Annotated in this window: 19 protein-coding genes, 1 tRNA gene and 1 pseudogene; 9 read left to right on the plus strand and 12 right to left on the minus strand. The window is 69.1% G+C overall.

Annotation, left to right across the window (positions count from 1 at the left end):
- Positions 1 to 143 precede the first annotated feature (143 nt).
- A complete protein-coding gene (locus J0I43_RS10750) occupies positions 144 to 893 on the minus strand; it encodes a DNA cytosine methyltransferase (RefSeq protein ID WP_292863281.1) in 750 nt (249 codons plus the stop codon).
- 251 nt (positions 894 to 1,144) lie between these two features.
- Between J0I43_RS10750 and mobF the strand changes: the two genes are divergently transcribed.
- Entirely contained in the window at positions 1,145 to 4,690 is a 3,546-nt protein-coding gene (gene mobF / locus J0I43_RS10755; protein ID WP_292864429.1) for a MobF family relaxase, read from the plus strand.
- Positions 4,691 to 4,694: 4 nt separating this feature from the next.
- Here the strand turns inward: mobF and J0I43_RS10760 are convergent, their stop codons facing one another.
- Entirely contained in the window at positions 4,695 to 5,948 is a 1,254-nt protein-coding gene (locus J0I43_RS10760; RefSeq protein WP_292863284.1) for an RNA-binding domain-containing protein, read from the minus strand.
- Positions 5,949 to 6,017: 69 nt separating this feature from the next.
- The gene (gene dprA, locus J0I43_RS10765) at positions 6,018 to 7,013 is read right to left on the minus strand and encodes a DNA-processing protein DprA (RefSeq protein WP_292863287.1); all 996 of its coding nucleotides are present in this window, start codon (positions 7,011 to 7,013) and stop codon (positions 6,018 to 6,020) included.
- A 204-nt stretch (positions 7,014 to 7,217) separates the two neighbouring features.
- On the opposite strand from dprA, the gene J0I43_RS10770 reads away from it, so the two are divergent.
- The 4 genes from J0I43_RS10770 to J0I43_RS10785 all read left to right on the plus strand — a co-directional run bounded on the left by J0I43_RS10770 (position 7,218) and on the right by J0I43_RS10785 (position 9,585).
- A complete protein-coding gene (locus tag J0I43_RS10770; RefSeq protein WP_292863290.1) occupies positions 7,218 to 7,592 on the plus strand; it encodes a sulfate permease in 375 nt (124 codons plus the stop codon).
- Entirely contained in the window at positions 7,592 to 8,011 is a 420-nt protein-coding gene (locus tag J0I43_RS10775; protein WP_292863293.1) for a recombinase family protein, read from the plus strand. The genes J0I43_RS10770 and J0I43_RS10775 overlap by 1 nt, the downstream gene beginning before the upstream one ends.
- Before the next feature lie 456 nt (positions 8,012 to 8,467).
- Complete coding sequence (locus tag J0I43_RS10780; RefSeq protein ID WP_292863296.1) at positions 8,468 to 8,758, plus strand: DUF6412 domain-containing protein; 291 nt, start codon at positions 8,468 to 8,470, stop codon at positions 8,756 to 8,758.
- Positions 8,759 to 8,838: 80 nt separating this feature from the next.
- Positions 8,839 to 9,585: a membrane protein insertase YidC gene (locus J0I43_RS10785; RefSeq protein WP_292863299.1), complete on the plus strand. Its 747-nt coding sequence runs from the start codon at positions 8,839 to 8,841 to the stop codon at positions 9,583 to 9,585.
- Positions 9,586 to 9,617: 32 nt separating this feature from the next.
- Here J0I43_RS10785 and J0I43_RS10790 read toward each other — a convergent pair whose 3' ends face one another.
- The 4 genes from J0I43_RS10790 to J0I43_RS10805 are packed head-to-tail and all read right to left on the minus strand — an operon-like array spanning position 9,618 to position 13,544.
- A complete protein-coding gene (locus J0I43_RS10790) occupies positions 9,618 to 10,262 on the minus strand; it encodes a DUF2510 domain-containing protein (protein ID WP_292863302.1) in 645 nt (214 codons plus the stop codon).
- Entirely contained in the window at positions 10,259 to 10,840 is a 582-nt protein-coding gene (locus J0I43_RS10795) for an isochorismatase family protein (RefSeq protein WP_292863305.1), read from the minus strand. Before J0I43_RS10795 ends, J0I43_RS10790 begins: the two co-directional genes overlap by 4 nt.
- On the minus strand, positions 10,837 to 13,101 hold the full coding sequence (locus J0I43_RS10800) for an efflux RND transporter permease subunit (protein WP_292863307.1): 2,265 nt from the start codon (positions 13,099 to 13,101) through the stop codon (positions 10,837 to 10,839). The genes J0I43_RS10795 and J0I43_RS10800 overlap by 4 nt, the downstream gene beginning before the upstream one ends.
- 20 nt (positions 13,102 to 13,121) lie before the next feature.
- Positions 13,122 to 13,544, minus strand: a complete 423-nt coding sequence (locus J0I43_RS10805; RefSeq protein ID WP_292863310.1) for a hypothetical protein — start codon at positions 13,542 to 13,544, stop codon at positions 13,122 to 13,124.
- 167 nt (positions 13,545 to 13,711) lie between these two features.
- Here J0I43_RS10805 and J0I43_RS10810 point away from each other — a divergent pair, with 167 nt between their 5' ends.
- Positions 13,712 to 13,885: a hypothetical protein gene (locus J0I43_RS10810; protein WP_292863313.1), complete on the plus strand. Its 174-nt coding sequence runs from the start codon at positions 13,712 to 13,714 to the stop codon at positions 13,883 to 13,885.
- A 47-nt stretch (positions 13,886 to 13,932) separates the two neighbouring features.
- Here the strand turns inward: J0I43_RS10810 and J0I43_RS10815 are convergent.
- Positions 13,933 to 14,008, minus strand: a tRNA-Thr gene (locus J0I43_RS10815).
- Positions 14,009 to 14,261: 253 nt separating this feature from the next.
- Between J0I43_RS10815 and J0I43_RS10820 the strand changes: the two genes are divergently transcribed.
- From J0I43_RS10820 to J0I43_RS10830, 3 genes are all read left to right on the plus strand, one after another.
- Complete coding sequence (locus J0I43_RS10820) at positions 14,262 to 15,170, plus strand: MetQ/NlpA family ABC transporter substrate-binding protein (protein ID WP_292863316.1); 909 nt, start codon at positions 14,262 to 14,264, stop codon at positions 15,168 to 15,170.
- 67 nt (positions 15,171 to 15,237) lie between these two features.
- The gene (locus tag J0I43_RS10825) at positions 15,238 to 16,290 is read left to right on the plus strand and encodes a methionine ABC transporter ATP-binding protein (RefSeq protein ID WP_292863319.1); all 1,053 of its coding nucleotides are present in this window, start codon (positions 15,238 to 15,240) and stop codon (positions 16,288 to 16,290) included.
- Entirely contained in the window at positions 16,283 to 16,942 is a 660-nt protein-coding gene (locus tag J0I43_RS10830; RefSeq protein WP_292863322.1) for a methionine ABC transporter permease, read from the plus strand. Before J0I43_RS10825 ends, J0I43_RS10830 begins: the two co-directional genes overlap by 8 nt.
- Before the next feature lie 38 nt (positions 16,943 to 16,980).
- Here the strand turns inward: J0I43_RS10830 and J0I43_RS10835 are convergent, their stop codons facing one another.
- The 4 genes and pseudogenes from J0I43_RS10835 to topA form a co-directional block, all read right to left on the minus strand.
- Complete coding sequence (locus J0I43_RS10835) at positions 16,981 to 18,543, minus strand: alpha/beta hydrolase (protein WP_292863325.1); 1,563 nt, start codon at positions 18,541 to 18,543, stop codon at positions 16,981 to 16,983.
- Positions 18,540 to 19,694: a DNA polymerase III subunit delta' gene (locus J0I43_RS10840; protein WP_292863328.1), complete on the minus strand. Its 1,155-nt coding sequence runs from the start codon at positions 19,692 to 19,694 to the stop codon at positions 18,540 to 18,542. The genes J0I43_RS10835 and J0I43_RS10840 overlap by 4 nt, the downstream gene beginning before the upstream one ends.
- Positions 19,695 to 19,749: 55 nt before the next feature.
- Positions 19,750 to 20,370, minus strand: a complete 621-nt coding sequence (gene tmk, locus J0I43_RS10845; RefSeq protein WP_292863331.1) for a dTMP kinase — start codon at positions 20,368 to 20,370, stop codon at positions 19,750 to 19,752.
- Positions 20,370 to 23,039 (minus strand): annotated as a pseudogene (gene topA / locus J0I43_RS10850) (type I DNA topoisomerase); the annotation flags it as partial. The pseudogene topA and the gene tmk, both read right to left, overlap by 1 nt.
- Positions 23,040 to 23,686: the final 647 nt, after the last annotated feature.

Genomic DNA, 23,686 nt, shown 5'->3' on the forward strand with positions numbered 1-23,686 from the left:
CAGGGTCGTCAAGGCAGACTGGTTCTGGGTCATCGTGGGATCTCTTCTTTGCTTCTTGCCGGAAACAACTGGTCATCCCACGGTGGCCCCCCATCGTCTACAACGACGAGACCCCCGCGGGAAGTGACACCACGCTATGGGACTCACCCAGCGTAATGGTCCCGCGCCGGGCGCGCACCCGTTCGATTGGCTCGTTGCCTCTGATCGAGTCGGATGCGAGCGGGGTGCGAAACAGTGCGGCGGGCGAGGATGAAGATGCGGAACCGGGGATGTGGTGCGCCGATGGCGGAAGCGGGTAGGCCGATCCATTGTGCGTCGTACCGGAGGTCGGCCAGGTCTCCGAGTACGGCGCCAAGTGCCCGTAGAGGTCGGGCTGGCTGGTCTCCCAGACCCCACGGGTCGGGTTCCACACCGCGAAGGGTTGCGCCGCCAGGGGTTGCGGCTGAGGGGTTGCGTCGCTCATCGTCGTCTCCTTCCGGGCTCGGGCGGATCGCGGGTGCGGAGAGCAGCCCGCGGACGTTCTCGATGACGACCCACTCGGGTTGCAGCGCCTCGATAGCGGTCGCCATGTGAGCCCACAGGCCGGAGCGGGTGCCGGGCGCGAGGCCGGCGCGTTTGCCAACTGTGGAGACGTCCTGGCAGGGGAATCCGCCGCACAGAACATCGACGGGCTCGACGGCGCGCCAGTCGATGGTGGTGATGTCGCCGAGATTCGGGGCGCCGGGCCAGTGGTGGGCGAAGACGCGGGCGACGGGCTCGTTGATCTCAGAGAACCAGATTGTGCGAGCGTCGAAGACCTCCTCGACGGCGAGGTCGAGTCCGCCGTACCCGGAGAACAGCGACCCGATCCGCAGACGACAGTCGTCGTTGCTCGCATCGGTCGGTTCGCGCATGAGGACTCCGGCAGATCGGTGATCCCCGGCCGTCGTCCACTTGCGAACTCGATGCCGAGCTGGTCACGTGACAGGTGCTCGCCACGCCTCCCGTGTCCAGCCGACAGCTACGCGTCGTCCGATCCCGGTGCCCTTGACTCCCCTTCCCTCAGAGCCACCACGCCTCTTGCAGATCGAGGTCGCCCGCCCTTCGGGCGGCCGGTCGCTCACCTCCCCGACGAGCGAGCGGAGGCAAGACGGTGACGGTTTCGATGCGCGTCATGTCGGCGGGCGATGGCTACAAGTACCTTCTGCGCACGGTCGCCGCGGCGGACGGCGATCGGTCGCTTTCGACGCCGTTGACGAGGTACTACAACGCTGAGGGCTCGCCGCCCGGTAGGTGGCTCGGTGCCGGTATCGCCGGCCTCGGCGGCGGTCAGATCGTGGAGGGCGATCAGGTCTCCGAAGCCCAGCTCCAGCTCCTGGTCGGCATGGGCCGCGACCCGATCACCGGGAAGCCGTTGGGCCGTGCTTACCCCGCGTACCAGCCCGTCGCAGAGCGGGTCGCTGGGCGCGTCGCGGACCTCGATCCTGCGCTCGGTCCGGTCGCTCGGGCCGAAGCGGTCGCCGCAATCGAGACCGAGGAGGCAGAGCGGGGCACGCGGCGGGCGGTTGCGGGATACGACTTCACGTTCTCCATCCCGAAGTCCGCCTCGGTGCTGTGGGCGGTCGCGGACGCAGGAACCCAAGCCCTGATCGGGCAGGCGCATCATGCGGCGGTTGCGGAGGTGATTGTGTACATGGAGCGAGAGGTTGCAGCCACCCGCACGGGCGCAACCGGCCGCAACGGCGCGGTTGCGCAGGTAGACGTTCACGGGCTGATCGCAACCGGGTACGACCACTACGACTCCCGTGCGGGCGATCCCCACTTGCACACGCATGTCGTCATCTCGAACAAGGTGCAGACCGTCCTCGACGGCAAATGGCGCTCCCTCGACGGGCGGCCGATGCACGCCGCGACCGTCGCCCTCTCGGAACTGCACGAAGCCGTATTCGCCGACCACCTAACCCGCACGTTCGGCGTGGAGTGGGAGTCCCGCGATATGGGCCGCGACCGGAACCCGGCGTGGGCGATCGTCGGGGTGCCGGAGGAGCTGCTGGCTGCGTTCTCCACGAGGTCGCGGCACATCGACGTCGAGACAGACCGCCTCATCGAGCAGTACGTCACCAAGCACGGTCGGCGGCCGGCTCCGGCGACGATCATGAAGCTCCGCGCCCAAGCAACCCTCTCGACCCGTCCGGAGAAGGAGGTCCACTCGCTGGCCGACCTCACCGCTGACTGGCGGCGCCGTGCCGGTCGCATTCTCGGATCGAATGCGACCTCGTGGGCGCAGGGTGTGACCGCGAACGAGGAGCCGCTACTGCTCCGCGCGGACGATGTGCCGCTGGAGGTGATCGCCTCGCTCGGGGGAAGCGTGGTTGAGGCGGTCGGTGAGAAGCGGTCCACCTGGCGGCGATGGAACCTGACCGCCGAGGCGGCCCGGCAGGCGATGGGCTACCGGTTCGCCACCACCGAGGATCGAGAGGCCGTCGTCGGCCTGATCGTGGACGCCGCCGAGGCCGCTTCGCTACGGCTGACGCCGCCGGAGCTCGCGTCGAGCCCTGCGGTGTTCCAGCGACCGGACGGGACCAGCGTGTTCCGGCCGAAGCACTCGACCGTGTTCTCCTCCGAGGTGCTGCTGGCGGCCGAAGACCGCCTCCTCAAGCGATCCCGGACCGCAACCGGCCCGACCGTGCCGCTGGCGACGGTCGAGCGGATTGCGGCGCGGCCCGACCGGAAGGGGCAGATGCTCGGTGACGATCAGGCCGCTGCGCTGGCGAAAGTCGCCGTCTCCGGCCGCGTCGTCGATGTCCTCGTGGGTCCGGCCGGGGCGGGCAAGACAACGGCCATGAACGCGCTTCGCCGGGCGTGGGAGGCAGAGCACGGCCCCGGCTCGGTGGTCGGACTCGCACCCTCCGCGGTCGCGGCACAGGTCCTCGCCGACGACCTCGGCATCCAGACCGAGAACACGGCGAAGTGGTGGGACACCCACGAACGCACCGGGGCCGCGTTCCGCACGGGCCAGCTCGTGATCCTTGACGAAGCCTCCCTCGCCGGCACGCTCTCGCTCGACCGGATCACGAGCCTCGCAGCCGAAGCCGGCGCGAAGGTTCTCCTGGTGGGCGACTACGCGCAGCTCCAGTCGGTCGATGCCGGTGGGGCGTTCTCGCTGCTGGTCCAGGACCGGGACGATGCCCCTGAGCTGGTCGATGTCCACAGGTTCACGAACCCGTGGGAGAAGACCGCCTCGCTCGGCTTGCGCCACGGGCGCACCGAGGTCATCGACACCTACCTGGAGCACGGCCGAATCATCGGCGGGGAGACGGAGACGATGATCGACACCGCCTACGCCGCGTGGCGTGCCGACCGGTTCGCCGGGCTTGCGACGGTGCTGGTCACCGACTCGAACGAATCCGTCCTCGCGCTCAACCAGCGCGCCCGCACAGACCTGATCCTCGACGGCACGGTGAACGCGCTGCGCGAGGTCGAGCTGCACGACGGCACTCGCGCCGCGGCCGGGGATTCGGTCATCACCCGCCGCAACGACCGACGCCTGCGCGCTGGCCGCGGCTGGGTCCGAAACGGCGACAGGTGGACAGTCACCGAGGTCCGCGACGACGGCTCCCTCACTCTCCGTCGCGCCACGAGACGCTGGGGCGGGTCGGTGGTGCTCCCGGCCGGGTACGTGGCCGAACACCTTGACCTCGGCTACGCGGTCACCTCTTTCCGCGCGCAGGGCATCACCACCGACACTGCGCACGTCCTGGTCGACGCTTCGATGACTCGGGAGAACCTGTACGTCGCCCTCACCCGCGGTCGCGAAGCGAACATGGCCTACGTCACCGTCGACAAACCCGACGACGCCCACACGAGTCCGCACCCCGGAGACAACATCGAAGCCACCGCACGAAGCGTGCTGTTGGGGGTGCTGCAGCATGTCGGCGCCGAGCTCTCCGCCCACGAAACGATCACCGCTGAGCAGGAGGCATGGGGGTCGATCGCCCAGCTTGCGGCCGAGTACGAGACGATCGCCGCTGCCGCGCAACGCGACCGCTGGGCTCTCCTCGTCCGTGCGTCGGGACTCACTGACGAGGAGGCAGAGGCCGCGATCAGTTCTCCGGCGTTCGGCGCGCTGACCGCCGAGCTGCGCCGGGCCGAGGCCAACCACCACGACACCGAAACGCTACTCCCGCGCCTCGTCCGAGCACGACGATTCGCTGACGCCGACGACATCGCCGCCGTCCTCCACTACCGCGTCGCCAAGGCCACCGAGCGGCCCACCGGCTCCGGACGCGCCCGCAAGGCGCCGCGACTGATCGCCGGGCTGATCCCCGAAGCCACGGGAGTCATGAGCACCGAGTTCCGGCAGGCGCTCACCGAACGACGCGACCTCATCGAAGCCCGCGCAGACGCGATTCTCGATGCCGCAGTCAGCGACGGTCAGGAGTGGATCGTGGTGCTCGGGAAGCAACCGAAGCAGGGACGAGCAGTGCAAATGTGGCGGCATGCCGCCCGCACCATCGCGGCGTATCGGGATCGCTACGGGATCGCCGATCCGCTCCCGCTTGGCGCACCCGCGGAGGCAGATGCTCAGAAGGTCGACGCCGCCCGCGCCCGCGCTGCGCTCGACCGGGCACAGAACCTCGCCGAGGCCGAGCAGCGAGAGCAAGAAGGCACGCGGCGCACAGGAACTCGACGTGTTGGGCCGACGCTGTAGCGGCCTATTGCGGGTCGGTGCGTTCCGGGGGCTGGATCATCCGCACGTTCGAGACGCCGCCCTGGTTCACGCAGTCCTGGGCGAGGTCGTGGACGTGCCAGTAGTAGTCCAGGGCGGGCTCGACCGCGTTCACAGTGGTCTCGACCGGGGTGTAGCGGTGCAGTGGGGTGGACACGCCGTCGTATGTGAAGCCTTGGTTGTCCGTTGTGAGGATGGTCAGCGGTTGCTCGCCGGTCCACTCGATCCCGACTCGTATGTCGTACTCGTCGTTGTCGGTCGCCTCGGCGGAAACGCGGACGAGTGCCATCAGGTCCGCGATGCTGCACTCGATCGCCGCCGATTCGATTTGCCAACCCTCGAAGTAGGCGTCGCTGCTCATGCGATGCCCGCCGACTGCGGCCGCGAGGGTCACCGACCCGTCATGGTGGATGCTCGCCCAAGCTTCCTTCCACGTTGAGCGATCGCCGGTCGCGGTGTTGACGGCAACCCAGCGGCGCAGCCCCGGCCGGGGGTTGTGCTGATCGACGTTGTCGAGTGGATGTATCCCGCCCTTGCCTGCGTAGAAATCACCCAAGCTCTTGGCTTTGGTGAGTGTGTCGCGGGCCTGGTCTCGAGTCAGTCGTTCCCGAAATCGGGGGATACGGGGATGGGCGACGGCAATCAGCCAGGCGCGCTCGCGCGTGCTGCGCCCACCTGCGGCTTCGGCGAACAGGGTGTCCAGTGCCTCGGTGGCGTGGCGGCGCTCATCGAACCGGGCTCGATACATCGCCTCGATCTGGCGCTCCTTCATCCACACGGTGTCCGAGTCGTTGCGCACGGGCGCACCGAAGTAGTCGTTCCTGTAGATCAGATGCGGGCCGTCGATGCTTGACGGGATCTCAACCACGACGGCACGCTTGCCTTCATCTCCGAGCCGGTGCACGTTGAGCCCGAACACCGGCGGGGAGATGGCGGTGATCGCGGCGCTGCGTAGCGACCGCTCGTGCGCCTCATCGAACTCGCCGACATCGACCCGCTCCGTCGCGGCCTTCTGCGACTCCCGCACGCCGAAGACGATGACGCCGCCGCCGCTGTTCGCCATTGCGGCGACATCCTTAGGGAAGTCCGTCTGCGGCAGCCCCTTCGCCGGTGGAAGCTCAGACTTCCAATCCAAGTCGTTCGCCTCGGTCACACCGCCGTTCACCGCCGCATCGAGCAGTTCATCGGTCAACGGCCCCGGCGCGACCCCGAGGGCGCGATGCAATGCGGTGAAGGTCATGTTCCAAGCGTAGGGATGCGCGAGGACATCGCCCGTGACTTGCGGACGCGCACCGCGGAGCTGACGCAACTACAACGATCGTCCTGGACGACGCGCAGAGTGGCCGATCCCGGTGTCATGCTCAACCGCTCGCCCGTTGGCTGCGGCGGGCGGGCGGGTGAGGACGTTGACATCGCCGGCGTCGGTGATGAGGGAGGCGATGCCTTCGCGGAGCAGCCGGTGAGTGCCCGAGCTCGCTGCGCTGGTTACTGGACCGGGAACCGCGCCGACCGGGCGCCCGAGCTGGGCGGCGCGGGCAGCGACGTTGAGCGAGCCCGAACGGTAGCCGGCCTCCACGATCACGGTCGCGCCCGAGATCGCGGCCAGGATGCGATTGCGGGCGAGAAAGCGCCACTTGGTCGGCGCAGCACTGGGCGCCATTTCGCTGACGAGAAGACCAACGTCCCCGATGCCTGCCAACAGCTCGTGGTTGCCTGCCGGGTAGAGACGGTCCAGGCCGCCAGCGAGCACCGCGATCGTCTGCCCTCCCGCAGCCAAGGCGGCGGTGTGGGCGGCCCGGTCGATGCCATAGGCACCGCCAGCGACGACGATTCGTTCGCTACTTGCCAGATCGGAGGCGAGTTCGACGGCGACGTGCTCGCCATACCCAGTGGCTGCGCGGGCGCCCGTGATCGTCACCCGATCATGAAGAGGCGTGGTCAGAAACGAACCGGCCCCGCGCACCCACAACGCGGTCGGCACGCGGTCGCCGAGATCGTTCAGCCCGTCCGGCCAGTCGCTGTCACCTGGCACGATGACGCGGAGCCCCAGCCGGTCGGTCTCAGACAGCGCCCGCGTGACTGTGCGCGCATCAAGGCGAGGGGCGGTCTTCCTTCGCCACAACTCGCCCTCGACCGCATCGACCTTCTTCGAGAGTGCGCCGGTGCCTGCGGCCAGGCGCACGGTCTCGACCGCACCGACCGCGGCCACGAGCCTGCCCGTCACCGAGTCATCCGGCTCCAATATGGCGGCGAGCGCGACCCTGGCAGTTCGCTCGTCCTTGGCGAGAGAGGTGATCGTGACCATGCCCGGCTCCCATCAATCTGTGCCAGGCAGGTGCGCGCTCGGAGCCAGGCGCGAAGCGTGCACCTCTTACGAATGTCGCCGACGAGTCGTATTCTGGAATCGAGGCAGATTCCTCCTTGATCTGGCGTCCTTTCGGGGCAGGCCTTCGGGCCACTCTCTATGCACTGTCTCGTCATTCGACCGCGCATTGAGAGGACAGTACAAATGATCCGCCTGCTCTGGGTTCTGAGCGTCCGTACCCGCTATTTCCTACGGCGCTACATGCTCACCAACATCCTTCTCGACCTGATTCGCACTCGCCGAGGTCTCAAGTGGGGCGTCCCCGCGATGTTCTTGGCCGCGCCGTACCTGCTCGCCGCGAGCACCTGCACCAACCTCATTGCGGACGGTGCTCCCGGCTGGCTCAACCTTCTCGTGATCCTGTTGATCTGGAACGCATTCAAGTTCCTCATCATGGGCCCGGTCAGCCTGGTTCTCCTGGCTCGCGTCCGGGCTCAGGAGGCCGTCGCACGCCGCCGAGCGCGTCGTCAACACGAGTCGATGGAGTCGGCTGCCTACACGGAACCGAGCGTGGCCTAATGAACGTCGTGACCTACACCCGGAGTGCCGGCCCGAACTCCACCGAGCACGAGTGGCAGCGAGAAGCCTGTCAGAAGCTGGCCGCCGAACTCGGATACGACATCACCCGCAACTACCACGATGAAGACCGGGAACATCCCGCCCTGAAAGAACTGACGACGGATGTGGTGGGCGGGACGGTCACCGTCCTCCTCGTCGCAAGGTTCGACAGGATCAGCCGGTCGCATAGCGAAAACATCCGCATTTCCACCGCGCTACTTGATGCAGGCGTTGATGTCTATGCCGCGAACATCGGCACCTATCCGCTCAACTCTCCGTCAAGCTTCCCCATGCAGATCATGGCCGCGATGCGCACCACCGACTCCGTTCAGGGTCGCTACGACTGTGCCCGCGGACGTCGCCCTCGCGGTCGAATCTGACCGCCCTCATCCAAGACCGCCTGGCGCACGGCTTCGTCACCGATCTCCATGCGACGGGCGACCTGCACGAGCGTCATCCCGCTCTCGTAGAGGGATGACGCTCGTGCTTGTTCGTCAGCGTCCAAGCCCGCGACTCGTACCGCGACACCTGCGCGTTTGACGACATCCGGGATCGTGCCGCGGTGCACACCGTACTTCTCGCTCATCGCCTTGACGGGCATCCCTGCTACATAGTCGGCGACCAGCTCAGCCTGCCTCATCGGCCGCAATCGTGTTTGAGACTGCACCGAATTTTTCGCCACCGGACCTCGCGTATCGTGTCTCATAGACGACTTCGACCGTGGCGGTCGCCCCCCAGCCCCCCGGAGAACACGGGAAATCAGGGTTCTCAGCGCCGGACGGGGGTTTGAGAAGCGCCCAGGAAGGTCCACCACGGACGCAGCGGCGGGAGGCAGCATGATCGACATCATTGCCGGCGTCCTCCGTGCAGTGCTCGCCACGGCGGGCCTTCTTGCCCTCGCCGATCCGGCGGCGAGCAGCTCGATCGCCGTGGTCGCGGCCGTGGCCCTCGCGCTGACGATGCTCGTCGTGGCGATCGTCGGCGCTGCGGCACGCGCGAACCCGCGCGGCGCCACGTCCCACCCGACGCGCCGCTCGGAGCTGCGCGCCCCGCTCGCGCAGAGCGATCCCGACGCGGCGGGGCACGTCCGCCGACGCGGTCCCGGTCAGGTGCTCGCGGCCGCGTAGCGTCGATCCGCCCGGGCACCCGCCCCGGCATCCCTCGCGGCCGATCAGCCGACCTGATCGCTCCGACGAATGGATGCCCCGTGGACCTCACGACCCTGCCTGTTCTCTCGACCCTTCTCGACCTCGCCTACACCGGGCTCATGGCCCTCATCACTCTCTTCACGCCGGCCACCGGCGCACTCTCCGCCGCCATCGCCGTCGTGCTCGTCACTCTCATCGTTCGCGCGGCGCTCATCCCGGCGGGCATCGCCCAGGCGAAAGCCGAGCAGACCCGCGCCCGGCTCGCACCGCGCCTGCGCGAGCTGCAGAAGCGCCATCGCGGCGACCGCGAACGGCTCCAGCGCGAGACGATGGAGCTCTATCGCGCCGAGGGGGCGTCTCCGTTCGCGGGGTGTCTGCCGATCCTCCTCCAGGCGCCGATCGTGGGGCTCCTCTACTCCGTGTTCCTGCACCCGATGATCGGCGGTCACGCCAACGAGCTCCTCACGCAGACCCTCTTCGGTGTGCCCCTCGGCACCAGCCTCTTCGGCGCCGTGCGGGCGGGCTCCGCCGATCCGATGACGTGGATCGTGATCGGATGCCTCGTGCTCGCGATCGCCCTCGTCGGCGAACTCACCCGCCGACTGTTCCGCCCGGCACCGTCGGATTCGCCCGGGGCCTCCGGAATCGCGGCCCCGCCGGCGGGCCTCCTGGGTGTGCTGCAGTTCGCGACGGCCGTGGTCGCACTCTTCGTCCCGCTCGCCGCGGGCCTGTACCTGCTCACCACGGTCACGTGGACGCTCGTCCAGCGCCTCGTCCTTCGGCGGCGGTACCCGGCGCCCGCGTGACGTGTCGACGTCGTCGCGGGCGCCGCGCCGATTCAGGCGGCCATCCCCCCGACGACGGTGAAGAGCTTCGAGACGAAGCCGATCATCCAGACGATCGCCACGACGAAGGTGAGCACGGTCGTTCCGATCCAGACCCACAGCGGCGGCCAGCCGCCCGCGACCGTGCGGCGCTTCAGCACGACGGCCCGCCCGATCATGTAGACGGCGAGGCCGCTGTTGAGGAGGGCGAAGAACGACCACGCCCAGTGGAACGGCGCGGGCACGCCACGGCGGCGGAGCTCCCGCCAATCGAGCCAGGAGAACACGATGAAGGCGGCCATCGCGATCCAGCTGAGCGCCGACACGGCGAAGACATGCGCTTCCCATGCCAGGAGGTCCGCGGTCGGGTTCACACCGCTGCCTGCCTGCGCCAGCGCGGCGAAGTAGCCGTCCCAGTCGATGAGGAACAGCACGCCGATCGGCAGCACCGACATCGCGATGGCGAGCCACACCCAGACCGTGTTCGTGTCGACCGCGACCCGGGCTGCGACGGGAGACGCGACCTGCGGCGCCGAAGCATACTGCGGCGCCGGCGCGTACTGCGCCGCGGGAGCGGGCGCCGCCCACTGCGCGCCGTCCCACCAGCGCTGCCGCGACGGATCGGTCGGGTCGGGGTACCAGCCGGCGGGCGCGCTCATGCGGCGCCCACCAGTTCGGCACCGGCATGTGCGAGCTCAGCGAGCGCCGCGTCGGATGCCTCCGGAGCGACGCCTGCGACGAGGCCCGTGAGAACCCTGACGTGGATGCCGTGCTCGATGGCATCCAGCGCCGACGCACGCACGCAGTGATCGGTGGCGATCCCCGTGACGTCGACCTCGGTCACGCCGTGCGCGGCAAGGAGCGCGGCAACCGTCTCCCCGTCATCCGTCGCGCCCTCGTACAGCGAATAGGCGGGCTTTCCCTGCCCCTTCTTGACGTGGACGGTCACGGCTGAGGTGTCCAGGCCCGGGTCGTACTCCGCACCGGTCGTGCCGGCGACGCAGTGGACGGGCCACGTGTCGACGAAGTCGGGCGGCCCCTCGAGGGCGATGTGACCGCCGTTGTCGGAGTCCGCGTCGTGCCAGTCGCGCGACGCGACGATGACGGCGTACTCCCCCGCATGCTCGGTGAGATGCGCGGTGATGCCGGCGGCGACGGCGTCACCGCCGGCGACACCGAGCGCACCTCCCTCGGTGAAGTCGTTCTGCACGTCGACGATGAAGAGTGCCCTGGTCATTCTTCGAGGCTAGCCCGGTACTCGGCGCGCGTCATCGCCTCGACGGGTTTCGATGCGGCATCCGTCCGCGAGAGCTTCGACGGCCACCAGATCACCCGCCCCAGATCGTAGGCGGCCGCGGGAACGAGGAGCGAGCGCACGACGAAGGTGTCGAGCAGCACACCGAACGCGACGATGAACGCGAGCTGCGCGAGGAACAGGATCGGGATGACGCCCAGCGCGGCGAATGTCGCGGCGAGCACGAGACCCGCGGACGTGATCACCCCTCCCGTCGCGACGAGGCCCCGCAGGATGCCGGGACGCGTGCCGTGAGCCAGCGACTCCTCGCGGACGCGTGACATCAGGAAGATGTTGTAGTCGACGCCAAGCGCCACGAGGAAGACGAACCCGTAGAGCGGCACAGCGGGATCCGCCCCGGGGAAGTCGAAGACGTGGTTGAACACGAGCGCACTCACTCCCAGAGCGGAGCCGAACGAGAGGATGACGCTCGCGATGAGCAGCAGCGGCGCGACGACCGCGCGCAGCAGCAGCATGAGGATGACGAGGATCACGACGAGGATCACCGGGATGATGACGGTGCGGTCGCGGATCGAGGTGTCGTTGGTGTCGACGTCGATCGCGGTCGGGCCGCCGACGAACGTGGTCCCGGCACCGAGCTGATCGGCCAGCGCGGTGCGGAGGCCCCGCACGGCGTCCTCCGCGGCGACGGAGTCGGCCGCGTCGGTGAGGGTTGCGACGAGCAGCACGTCTCCATCGGACACGGTCGGCGCGGGTACCGGCGCGCCCGGAGCCTGCGGCGGTCCCGCGACGGAGTACACGACGTCGCCGCCATCGAGTGCGACGCCGATCTGGCCGGATGCCGAGTCTTGCGACACCGCGGCGATGCTGTCGATGCCCTCGGCATCCGTGAGCACGCGCGCCGCATCGGCGACGCGGTCCTCGGGCACGATGACGTAGGCCGGACTGCCGGATCCCGCCGGGAAGTGCTGCGCCAGGACGTCCTGACCGTCGCGCGCCTCGGACGCCCCGAGCACGAGATCCGACTGGGGCACACCATCGGCCTTCAGCTGCAGAACGCCGGCGGCGGCCGCGATGAGCACGATCGTCGTGACGATCCAGACCGGGCGCGCGTGCCGCGCGATCAGACGCGCCTGACGCGACCAGAAACCGCGCACCGGCGCGTGCGGGTCGGCGACGAGCGCCTCCGCGGCATCCCCGGGGTCGGCGTTCGCCCAGGGCTTCGGGATGAACGGCCAGAAGGCCGCCCGCCCGGTGAGCGCGAGGAGTGCGGGCAGGAAGCTCAACGCCGACAGCACGGCGAAGACGATGCCGATCGACGCGATCGGGCCGAGCGCCCGGTTCGTCGCGAGATCGCTGAGAAGGAGGCAGAGAAGGCCCGCGATCACGGTGCCGCCCGACGCGAGGATGGGTTCGAACGCGCCGCGCCAGGCCGACGTCGTCGCCTGCCAGCGTGCCTCCCCGCGCCCGATCGCCTCTCGGAAGCGGGCGACGTAGAGCAGCGCGTAGTCGGTCGCCGCGCCGATGACGAGGATGAAGAGGATGCCCTGCACCTGCCCGTTGAGGACGAACACGCCCGCCTTCGCGAGCCACCACACGGTCAGGAGCGCGACGCACAGCGCGAAGGTGGAGGTCAGCAGCACGAGGATCGGCAGCAGCGGCGAGCGGTACACGATCACGAGGATGATGAACACCGCGCCCAGCGCGACGCCGAGCAGCAGCCCGTCGATCCCGAGGAAGCCCGCGACGAGGTCGGTCGTGAAGCCCGCGGGACCTGTGACCCAGGCATCCAGCCCCGCCGGCAGGTCGTCGGCGATCACCTCGCGGACGGCGGCGACGGTCTCGTCGACGTCACCGGAGGAGTCGATCGGCACGAACAGCTGGACGGCCTCTCCGTCGTCGGACGGCAGCGCCGGCGAGATCTCACCGACCCCGTCGACCGCCCCGATCGACTTCGCGAGGTCGTCGATGTCCGACAGCTGCGTGTCGGTGAGCGCGCCGTCGCCCGTCACCACGACGACCGCCGGGATCGTGTCGCCGCCGGTGAAGTCGGAGAGACGCTCCTGCACCTGTGTCGCCTCGGCCGACGAGGGAAGGAAGCTGGACTGATCGTTGGTCGCGACCTCGTCGACCTTGCCGAAGTACGGGCCGCCGATCGATCCGCCCACGAGCCAGATCAACACGAGCAGCACCGGGATCCCGATGCGGAGCCAGCGGGTGGGCACATCCCTGCGCGCGGTCATATCGCTAGCTTAGCTAGCAATCAGCCCCGCGAGAAATAGAGGATGATGCTCGCGGCGACCGCGAGGATGCCGAGCGCGAGCATCCCTGTGGCGCTCCAGAGGAGCCGGTGGAGCCCCGGTGAGCGCCGCGTCAGCCGCATCCGCCCCGTCCACCCGTGGCGATACCAGATGGATGCCGCGTCCCGCCCGGCGAGCTCCGCGGCATCCTGCGGGCTCGCGACGGCGCTGTTGGCATCGCCGTCGGCGTCGTACCAGCGCACGATCGTCGTCTCGTGCTGTGTGGCGGCATCGCGCTCCCGATCGACGATCGCCTCGGCGGGGAGCCACGTGCCGTCGGCGGCCCACACGACGACGGCGGCCACCGCGAGAAGGACGAATCCCCCGAAACCGATCCAGGCGAAGATCTCGAACAGGATGTCGATGACGTCGGACGCGCCGGTCACGGGTGGCCTCCTGGCTCGCGCGGGCTGACCTCGAAGTATTCCACAGTCAGTGCATTCGATCGGACACTCTCGGGGTCAGCGCCGACGTTGACCGATCGGGGCGACCGGCGCGATGATGGCGCTGGACCGAACCTGCAGCGACCCCGCACCGAACAGAGGACACAGCAATGACACACACCGTCTTCGTCGTGCTGTACCTCATCACCATGGGCGCGATCATCATCGCCGTCGATGTGCTGTTCCTCCGTGACCACGTCTGGATCAGGCTCGGCGTGAACGTCGGCGTCGTCGCACTGTTCGCCGTGCTGTACCTCACGATGCTCAAGGACGCCTTCAAGTAGCAGACGACGAGAAGCCCGGATCGTCCAGCGAGATCCGGGCTTCTGGTTGGAGCCGCCCAAGGGAATCGAACCCTTGACCTTTTCATTACGAGTGAAATGCTCTGCCGACTGAGCTAGGGCGGCGCTTTTCGTGCGAGGCGGTGACGCCGTGCACGAAGATCGATCTTACAGGGTTCGAAGGTGTGCCGCGAACCACGCACGCGGATGCCGGGGTGTCACGCGTCGCGGCATCCGGTGTCACCGTGTTACGGCCCGATTTCGGCCGACCAGGGACCGGCGCCTACCGTCGATGTGGCACCGCGATGAGGCGAGCGCGGACAGCCGGGTCACGAGCCCACCGCGCCGGCGCGGTGCACCGACCCCAAGGAGCACCACTTTGTCCAAGAAGTCCCTCACCGCGAAGACGCTCGCCGCAGCGCTCGCCCTCCCGCTCGCCCTGATCCTGGGCGCATGCTCGTCCTCCGCCGCGCCCGCGGCGAGCGGGGACGCCACGTCGACCGGCCCCGTCAAGATCGGCGTCGTCGGCGCCGGCGACCCGTACTGGGAGACCTACAAGGAAGCGGCCGCGGCCGAGGGCATCGATGTCGAGATCGTCGACTTCGACTCGTACGACCAGCCCAACCCGGCCCTCTCGGCGGGCGAGCTCGACCTCAACCAGTTCCAGCACATCATCTACCTCGCGACCTACAACGTGGCCGCGGGCGACGACCTCGTGCCGATCGGCGCGACCGCGATCTACCCCCTGGGCCTGTACTCGACGAAGTACAAGGATGTCGCCGACATCCCCGCCGGCGAGACGATCGCCGTTCCCAACGACGAGTCCAACCAGGCCCGCGCGCTCCTCGTGCTGCAGTCCGCGAAGCTCATCGAGCTGAAGGACGGCGGCTCGGTCTTCTCCACGACGGCCGACATCGAGCCGAGCTCCAAGGTCAAGGTCGAGGCCGTCGCCGCCGACTTCACCGCGTCGTCCCTCCCGGACTTCGCCGGCGCGGTCGTGAACAACGACTTCGTCTCGAAGTCGGGTCTCACCGCCGACCAGCTGCTCGCGCAGGACGACCCGTCCGACCCCGCCGCGTTCCCGTACATCAACATCTTCGCGGCACGCGCCGCAGATGCGGACAACCCCACCTACCTGAAGCTCGTGAAGATCTACCAGGAGACCCAGGCCGTGCAGGACGGCGTGCTCGAGGCCTCCGGCGGCACCGCCGTGCTCCTGAAGACGCCGGCCAGCGACCTCGTCGCCTCGCTCAAGAAGACCGAGGACCAGATCCGCGCGAACCAGTGATCGCCCGCGTGTGCGGCCCGCTCCTCGGGGCGGGCCGCACACGCGTGTTCCGTGCCAGGAGGCATCCATGACGCTCATCCGCCTCGACGGCGTGACGAAGACCTTTTCCGCGGGGGGCCGCGACGCAGCATCCGTCACCGCGGTCGACGATGTGACCCTCGAGATCGCCGCGGGCGAGATCTGCGGGATCATCGGCTACTCGGGCGCCGGGAAGTCGACCGTCCTGCGCCTCGTGAACGCGCTCGAGACGCCGACGACCGGTGCGGTCGAGATCGACGGTGTCGACATCACCCGCCTCGGCGAGCGCGATCTCCGGCGCCTCCGCGGCGACATCGGCATGATCTTCCAGCAGTTCAACCTCTTCGACTCGCGCACCGTCGCCGGAAACGTCGCCTACCCGCTCGAGATCGCGCGGCGCCCCAAGGCGGAGATCCGCGCGCGCGTCAGCGAGCTCCTCGACTTCGTCGGCCTCGCAGAGAAGGCCCGCAGCTACCCCGAGCAGCTCTCCGGCGGACAGAAGCAGCGCGTCGGCATCGCCCGCGCTCTCGCCACGAGCCCACGCATCCTCCTCGCCGACGAGGCCACGAGCGCCCTGGACCCGGACACGACGGCCGAAGTCCTCGGCCTCCTGAAGCGCGTCAACGACGAGCTCGGAGTCACGATCCTCGTCATCACGCACGAGATGGACGTCATCCGCACCCTCGCCGACCGTGTCGTGGTCATGGAGAACGGTCGCATCATCGAACAGGGGGCCGTCTTCGACATCCTCTCCGCTCCGCGCCACGCGGCCACCGCACGGTTCGTCTCGAGCATCATCGAGGACGTCCCGACCGGCGACGACCTCGCCACCCTCCGCGCGCGCCACCCCGGCCGCATCGTCACTCTCGACGTCCGCGACGGCGCCGCCGCTCAGGCCGACGTCTTCGCCGCGTTCGCCGCGCACGGCGTGCGTTTCGAGGTGGTCCACGGCGGCATCAACGACATCGGCGGGCGCGTCTTCGGTCACCTCACGCTGGCGGTGACGGGCGATCCGGATGCCGTGGACCGCGCCCTCACGGCGGCATCGGCCGTCACCGCGCTGACGGAACACGACCCGGAGGAGGAGGACTCCCATGGATAGGCTCATCGACCTGCTCCCGCAGCTGTGGGATGCCACGCTCGAAACCCTCTACGTCGCGACCGCCGGTCTGATCTTCGGCGGCCTCGCGGGCCTCGTGCTCGGGATGGCGCTCTACGCGACCCGCGCGGGCAGCCTCTTCCCGAACCGCGTCGTCTTCGGCATCCTCAACGTCATCGTCAACACGTTCCGGCCGATCCCGTTCATCATCCTGCTCGCGGCCGTCCAGCCCCTCGCCCGAGGGGTCGGCCTCCCGGGGATCGGCGTGCCGTTCGCGATCTTCGCGATCACGATCGCCTCGCTGTTCGCGATCAGCCGGATCGTCGAGCAGAACCTGCTCACGGTGCGGCCCGGTGTCATCGAGGCGGCGCGCGCTGCGGGTGCGAGCCGGTCGCGAATCCTCTTCCGCCTCATCCCGCGCGAAGCGCTCGGGCCGCTCGTGCTCGGCTACACGTTCGTCGTCGTGGCCCTCGTCGACATGACCGCGATGGCGGGCGTCGTCGCCGCCGGCGGTCTCGGCCAGTTCGCGATCAATTTCGGGTTCAAGCAGTTCAACCCGTGGGTGACCTGGTCGGCGGTGCTCGTGATCATCGTCATCGTGCAGGTCGTGCAGCTCGTCGGCAACACGCTCGCGCGACGCATCCTGCGCCGCTGATCACCCGCGAGCTGATCCCCCGGATCGCAGGCGCGGCCTCAGGACGAGCAGGTGAGGCCGTTCTGCGGGACGGTGCCGTCGAGGAAGTACGCCTCCACAGCGTCGTCGACGCACGCGTTGCCCTTGTTGTAGCCCGTGTGCCCCTCCCCCTCGCGCGTGATGAGGACGCCGGAGGACAACTGCTCGGCGAGCGACTGCGACCACGCGTACGGCGTCGCCGGGTCGTTGGTCGTCCCCACGACGACGATCGACGCGGCGCCGTCGGCGGTGATGCGCTCGCGCACACCCGTGGGCGGGTACGGCCAGCTCTCGCAGACGTCCACGCCGTCCCAGTACGGCGCGATCGTGGGTGCCTTCTGCGCGATCAGCGCGTCCGCGGCATCCTTGTCGGCTTGCGACGTGTCGAGGGGGTAGTCCATGCAGTTGTAGGCGCGGAACGCCTCCGTCGAGTTGTCCTGGTAGGTCCCGACGCCGATGCGGCCGTTGTAGAAGTCGGCGAGCATGAAGGCCATGTCGGCGTCTCCCGAGAGGGCGTTGGACAGCGCCGTCGTGAGGTAGCTCCAGCTGTCCTGCGAATACAGCGCCGCGATGATCGCCGTCATGAGCGAGTCGGCGCCGAGCATCCGCCCGTCGGAGGCCTTCAGAGGCGACGCGTCGACACTCGCGAGGAGCGTCGCGAGGTCCGCCATCGCGTCGTCGACCGATCCGGTGAAGGGGCAGTCGTTCGATGAGAGACAGTCGGCCATGTACGCGCGCAGGGCCGATTCGAACCCGACCGCCTGCGTCGTGCCGACGTCGAGCCCCGACACGGACGGGTCGATCGCGCCGTCGAGCACGAGGCGCCCGACGCGCTCGGGGAAGAGTTTGGCGTACGTCGCGCCGAGGAAGGTGCCGTACGAATAGCCGAGGTAGTTGAGCTTCGCGTCCCCCAGTACGGCGCGGAGCAGATCCATGTCGCGCGCGGCATTGTCCGTCGTGACGTACGGCAGGATGCCGCCGGAGTTCGCCTCGCACGCCGACACGAACTGCTCGTTGCGCGCCGTCAGCTCGGCGCGCCAGCCGTCGCTCCCCCGCGGATCGGCCGGGATGTCATACAGGTAGGCGTCCATCGCGTCGCCGTCGAGGCAGGTGGCGGCCGTCGAACGGCCGACGCCGCGCGGGTCGAAACCGATGACGTCATACGCGTCGAGGAGCGCTGTGCCGACGGCGAACGACGCCGAGTCGGCGATGAGGTCGTAACCGCTCGCACCGGGACCGCCGGGGTTCGTGAGAAGCGACCCGATCGCCTCGCCGTCCGTCGCTGCGCGGCGGATGACCGCCAGATCGATCGTGCCGGCACCGGGATCGGTCCAGTCGAGCGGGGCCGTGACGGTCGTGCAGTCGTACGCCCCGGCATCCGCGCCGGTGCACGACGTCCAGTCAAGGCTCTGCGCGTAGAAGTCCTCGAAGCCGGCGGGTGCGCCGTCGGTCACCGGCTCGCGGCTGGGCGCCGGGCTCGCGACGGTCTCCGGCGGGATGGCGGCGTAGAGGCATCCGGAGAGCACGGTCGCCGCGATGGCGAGGCCGGCGACGGCGGTGGCGAAACGAGGGAGACGATTCACGGGGTCCTTCCGCTGGCGACCGTGATGAGCATGCTCTCGAGGGCGAGCGCCGGGGCGGCGTTGCCTTCGAGGTTCGTGCGGGTCGCCGAGATCTGATCGAGAACGGTGAGGGTGCGGCGGGGAGTCCACGCGGCCGCGAGCGCCGCGATGTCGTCCGCGAGCTCGCGGTTGATGAGGTCGGCGGACTGGCCGAACTGCAGCATGAGCGCGTCGCGGAACATCGACTCGAGATCGGTAAGCACCCGGTCGATGCCGTCGCGCAGACTCCGCGTCGCGCGCCGCTTCTGATCGTCCTCGAGGGCGTTCAGCTGACCACGGACGGCGGGCGGCACGGCGGCGCCGGGCGCGATGCCGAGGGTGCGCAGCAGGGCCTCTCGCTCCGATTCGTCGCGCTCCGCGGTGAGGGCCTTCGCGTCGTCGGTCGCGAGCTGGACGATGCGCGCGGCGGTCTCGACGGCGGTGCCGACGCCGCGGACGGCGAGGACGGCGCGGAGCGTCTCATCGCGGCGGGCGCGCGCCTCGGCATCCGTTGCGAGCCGGACGGCCATGCCGATGTGACGCTGCGCAAGACGCGCGGACTGCTCGGCGAGAGCCTCGTCGACGCCCGTACGCGCCGCGATGAGGCGCGCGACGTCGGCGATGTCGGGCTCGCGCAGCCGCAGCGTGCGGACGCGGGAGCGGATCGTCGGCAGGAGGTCGGCTTCGCTCGGAGCGCAGAGGATCCACACGGTGCGCTCCGGCGGCTCCTCCAGGGCCTTGAGCAGCACGTTGGAGGTGCGTTCGACCATGCGGTCGGCGTCCTCCATCACCATCACGCGGTAGCGACCGAGCGACGGTGAGAAGTAGGAGCGCTCGACGAGGGCGCGGGCGTCCTTGATCGAGATGATGACGCCCTCGGTGCGCAGCGCGGTGAGGTCGGGGTGCGTGCCGGCGAGCACCTGCCGCATCGCGGCCTCGTCCCCGGGCTCGGCGATGAGCGCCGCAGCGAAGGCGGCGGCGAGCGTCGAGCGGCCCGACCCCGCCGGCCCCGTGATGAGCCAGGCGTGCGCGAGGTGCGCCGGATCGGACGCCGCGGACTGCAGCTGCGCCAGCGCCTCGTCCTGGCCCCAGACCTCACCCCACGGCAGGTCGGTCGGCGCGGCGCTGGTCATGCGCACCAGCCTACGGTGTGCCGCCGACGCGGCCGCGCCCGTCCCCGCGCGGAGGTCAGAGGACGGCCGCGACGCGCGCGCGGACCGCCGCGGCGAGGTCGTCGGCGGGGAGCGACGCATCGAGCACGAGGAAGCGCTCCGGCTCGGCGGCGGCGAGGTCGAGGAAGGCCTGACGGACGCGGGCATGGAAGTCCGCCTTCTCGGCCTCGAGCCGGTCGAACGGCTTGTCGTCCGCGTCGAGACGGGCGCGCGCGGATGCCGGGTCGAGGTCGAGCAGCACCGTGAGGTCGGGGAGCGCGCCGTCCGTGGCCCACAGCGACAGGTCACGGATCTGTGCGGCATCCAGCACCCGCCCCGCTCCCTGGTAGGCGACCGAGGAATCGAGGTAGCGGTCCTGGATGACGATCTCGCCGCGCGCAAGCGCGGGACGCACGAGCGTCGCGACGTGGTGCGCGCGGTCGGCGGCGTAAAGGAGCGCCTCGGCTCGCGGGGCGATGTCGCCGCGATGGTGCAGGACAATATCGCGGACGAGGACGCCGACCTCCGTGCCACCGGGCTCGCGCGTGCGGACGACGGTGCGACCCTCGTCTCGCAGCCACCGCTCCAGGAGCGTCGCCTGCGTCGTCTTGCCGGCGCCGTCGCCGCCCTCGAACGTGATCCAGACGCCGCGCGTCATTTCTTGGCGGCGGGCTTGCGCGTCGTGGTCGTGCGGCGGGTCGTGCGCTTGGGCGCCGGGCCCTTCGCGCGCTTGTCGGCGAGCATCTGCACCGCGACCTCGAACGTGATGTCGTCGGCAGTCTGGCCCTTGGGGATCGTGACGTTCGTCGTGCCGTCGGTGACGTAGGCGCCGAACCGGCCGTCCTTGATGCGGATGGGCTTGCCGCTCACGGGGTCGGCCTCGAATTCCTTCAGCGAGGTCGCGGCACGGTTGGCGTACTTCGGCTGCGCGTAGATCTCGAGCGCCTGCTCGATCGTGATGTCGAAGATCTGGTCCTCGCTCTGCAGCGACCGCGAGTCGGTGCCCTTCTTCAGGTAGGGGCCGTAAGGGCCGTTCTGAGCCGTGATGGGGGCTTCCGTCTCCGGATCCACCCCCACGGTGCGCGGCAGCGAGAACAGCTTGAGCGCCGTGTCGAGGTCGATCGTCTCGGGCGACATGCTCTTGAACAGCGATGCGCGGCGCGGCTTGGGAGCCTCGACCTTCTTCTTGGCGACGCGCTTCTTCGGCGCGGTCTCGGCGGCGTCGGCGACGGGTGCCGGCTCCGGCTCGGGCTCGGCCGGGATGACCTCTTCGAGGTACGGCCCGAAGCGACCGTCCTTCACGACGATGTCGCGCCCCGTCTCGGGGTTCTGCCCGAGCACGCGGTCGCCCGCGATCGGAGCGTCGATGAGCTCGCGCGCCTTCTCGGGGGTCAGTTCGTCGGGGGCGAGGTCCTCCGGGATGTTGACGATCCGCGACGTCCCCTCCCCCGTCGGCACATCGAGGTACGGCCCGTACCGCCCGAAGCGGAGCGTCGCGACGTCGCCGATGCGGGTCGCGTTGATCTCACGGGCGTCGATCTCGCCGAGGTTGTCGAGGATGTTGCGCAGGCCCACGTGCGCGTCCGACCCGAAGTAGAAGTCCTTCAACCACTCCACCCGCTGCTGCTCGCCTCGCGCGATCGCATCGAGGTCGTCTTCGAGAGCGGCGGTGAAGTCGTAGTCGACGAGTTCCGTGAAGTGCTGTTCGAGCAGACGCACGACACTGAACGCGAGCCAGCTCGGCACGAGCGCCTGGCCCCGCTTGGTGACGTAGCCGCGGTTCAGGATGACGTCGATGATCGACGCGAACGTCGACGGGCGGCCGATGCCCTTCTCCTCGAGCGCCTTCACGAGGCTCGCCTCGGTGTAGCGTGGCTTAGGGCTCGTGGCGTGGCCCTTCGGCTCGATCTCGCGGAGGTCGAGGACGTCGCCGACGGCCAGCTGAGGCAGCGACTGGTCGTCGGCGCGATCGGCGTCACCGCGCTTCTCGTCGCGGCCCTCTTCGTACGCCTCGAGGAACCCCTTGAAGGTGTAGACCGTGCCGGACGCGGTGAAGGACGCGACGCGGCCGGCCGCATCGGCTTCGAGGGTCACGGTCGTGGTCTCGTACTTGGCATCCGACATCTGCGATGCGACGGTGCGCTTCCAGATGAGGTCGTACAGGCGGCTCTCGTCGCGATCGAGGGCGGATGCCACCGACGCGGGAGTGCGGAAGTGGTCGCCCGACGGGCGGATCGCCTCGTGCGCCTCCTGCGCGTTCTTGCTCTTGTTCGCGTAGCTGCGCGGGTTCGCCGGCACCGCACGGTCGCCGTAGAGCGAGACCGCCTGCGCGCGTGCGGCGGCGATCGCCTGCGTCGACAGCGACGTCGAATCGGTGCGCATATAGGTGATGTAGCCCTTCTCGTAGAGACGCTGTGCGACACCCATGGTGTGCTTCGCGCTCATCGAGAGCTTGCGGCCCGCCTCCTGCTGGAGGGTCGAGGTCGTGAACGGCGCCTTGGGGCTGCGCGTCCCCGGCTTGGCCTCGATCGCGGTGACCGCGACCTCACCGGCCTTCTCGAGAGCGGCGGCGAGATCCCGCGCCTGCGATTCGGTGAGGACGACGACGGCCTTCTTGAGCTGGCCGGCGTCGTCGAAGTCCGTGCCGCGGGCCAACGGCGCGCCGTCGAGGCGCGCGAGGCGCGTGGCGAACCCGGCGGAGGCGTCCGTGGCGGGCACGGCGAGCGCTTCGACGTCCCAGTACTCGGCCGAGACGAACGCGATGCGCTCCCGCTCGCGGTCGACGACAAGGCGGGTGGCGGCGGACTGCACGCGCCCGGCGGACGTCCCCTGACCGACCTTGCGGCGCGTGACGTCGGAGACATCCCATCCGTAGAGGCGGTCGAGGATGCGGCGCGTCTCCTGCGCGTCGACGAGAGCGAGGTCGAGCTCACGCGTGTTGTCGACGGCCGCGCGGATGGCGTCCTTCGTGATCTCGTGGAAGACCATGCGGCGCACGGGCACCTTCGGCTTCAGCGCCTCGAGCAGGTGCCACGCGATGGCTTCGCCTTCGCGGTCTTCATCGGTCGCGAGGAGGAGCTCGTCGGCGCCCTTCAATGCACGCTTGAGTTCGGCGACGGTCTTCTTGCCGCGGTCGCTCTCCACATAGAGAGGGGTGAACCCGTTCTCGATGTCGATCGAGTACTTGCCGACCGAGGTCTTCTTGAGCTCGGTCGGGATGTCCTTCTTCTCGGCGAGGTCGCGGATGTGGCCAACCGAGCTGAGCACTTCGTAGCCATCGCCCAGGTAGCCCTGGATCGACTTCATCTTCGTCGGCGACTCGACGATGACGAGCTTCTTGCCCGCGGGCGCGGCCGCCTTCGCGCGGGGCGCCTTGGCTCCGGGTGCCGTCGTGTCGGCTGCCTTGGTGCCAGGCGCCTTGGCGCCAGCTGCCTTGGTGCCAGCTGCCTTGATACTCGGGGCCACGGGGCGTCCTTTCGTCGATGCACACCATACACACGTGCCGGACATGAAGAGGCTGTGAGGCGCCCGCGGTTCGCTGTGAGCGAGGCGGCCTGAGGTCCGGGGCGCCGCCGTCTTCGTCCGCCGCCACCGTCGTCTCGCCTCTCACGGCTCCCCGACCGAATGCGGCGGCGCCGCACGCTCCGACAGCGAGCCGGGGCTCCCTGCAGGCGCCGCCAACATCCGTGTTCTGGTCGACGATCTGTCGCGCGTTGCACTCGTCGACGGCTACCGAGACATCATCGACCACGCAATGCAACTAAAGCCGTACGCGAAGAAGACCGTCCTGGTGACGATGGACTACGCGATAACGTTCCGTGGAAGACTCTCAGTCTCGACGCGATCACGCTCCGGCACAGCGATATGCCGGCACGACAGCGGTAGCCTGCGCGCGTCGCCATTTAGTTTCGCGCCAAGAGGCTCCACGTTCATCTCACACTGTTTGAACCGAACGATGTCTCTCTGACACCTGT

It is taken from the genome of Microbacterium sp., from assembly GCF_017305435.1.
Taxonomy (GTDB): Bacteria; Actinomycetota; Actinomycetes; order Actinomycetales; family Microbacteriaceae; genus Microbacterium.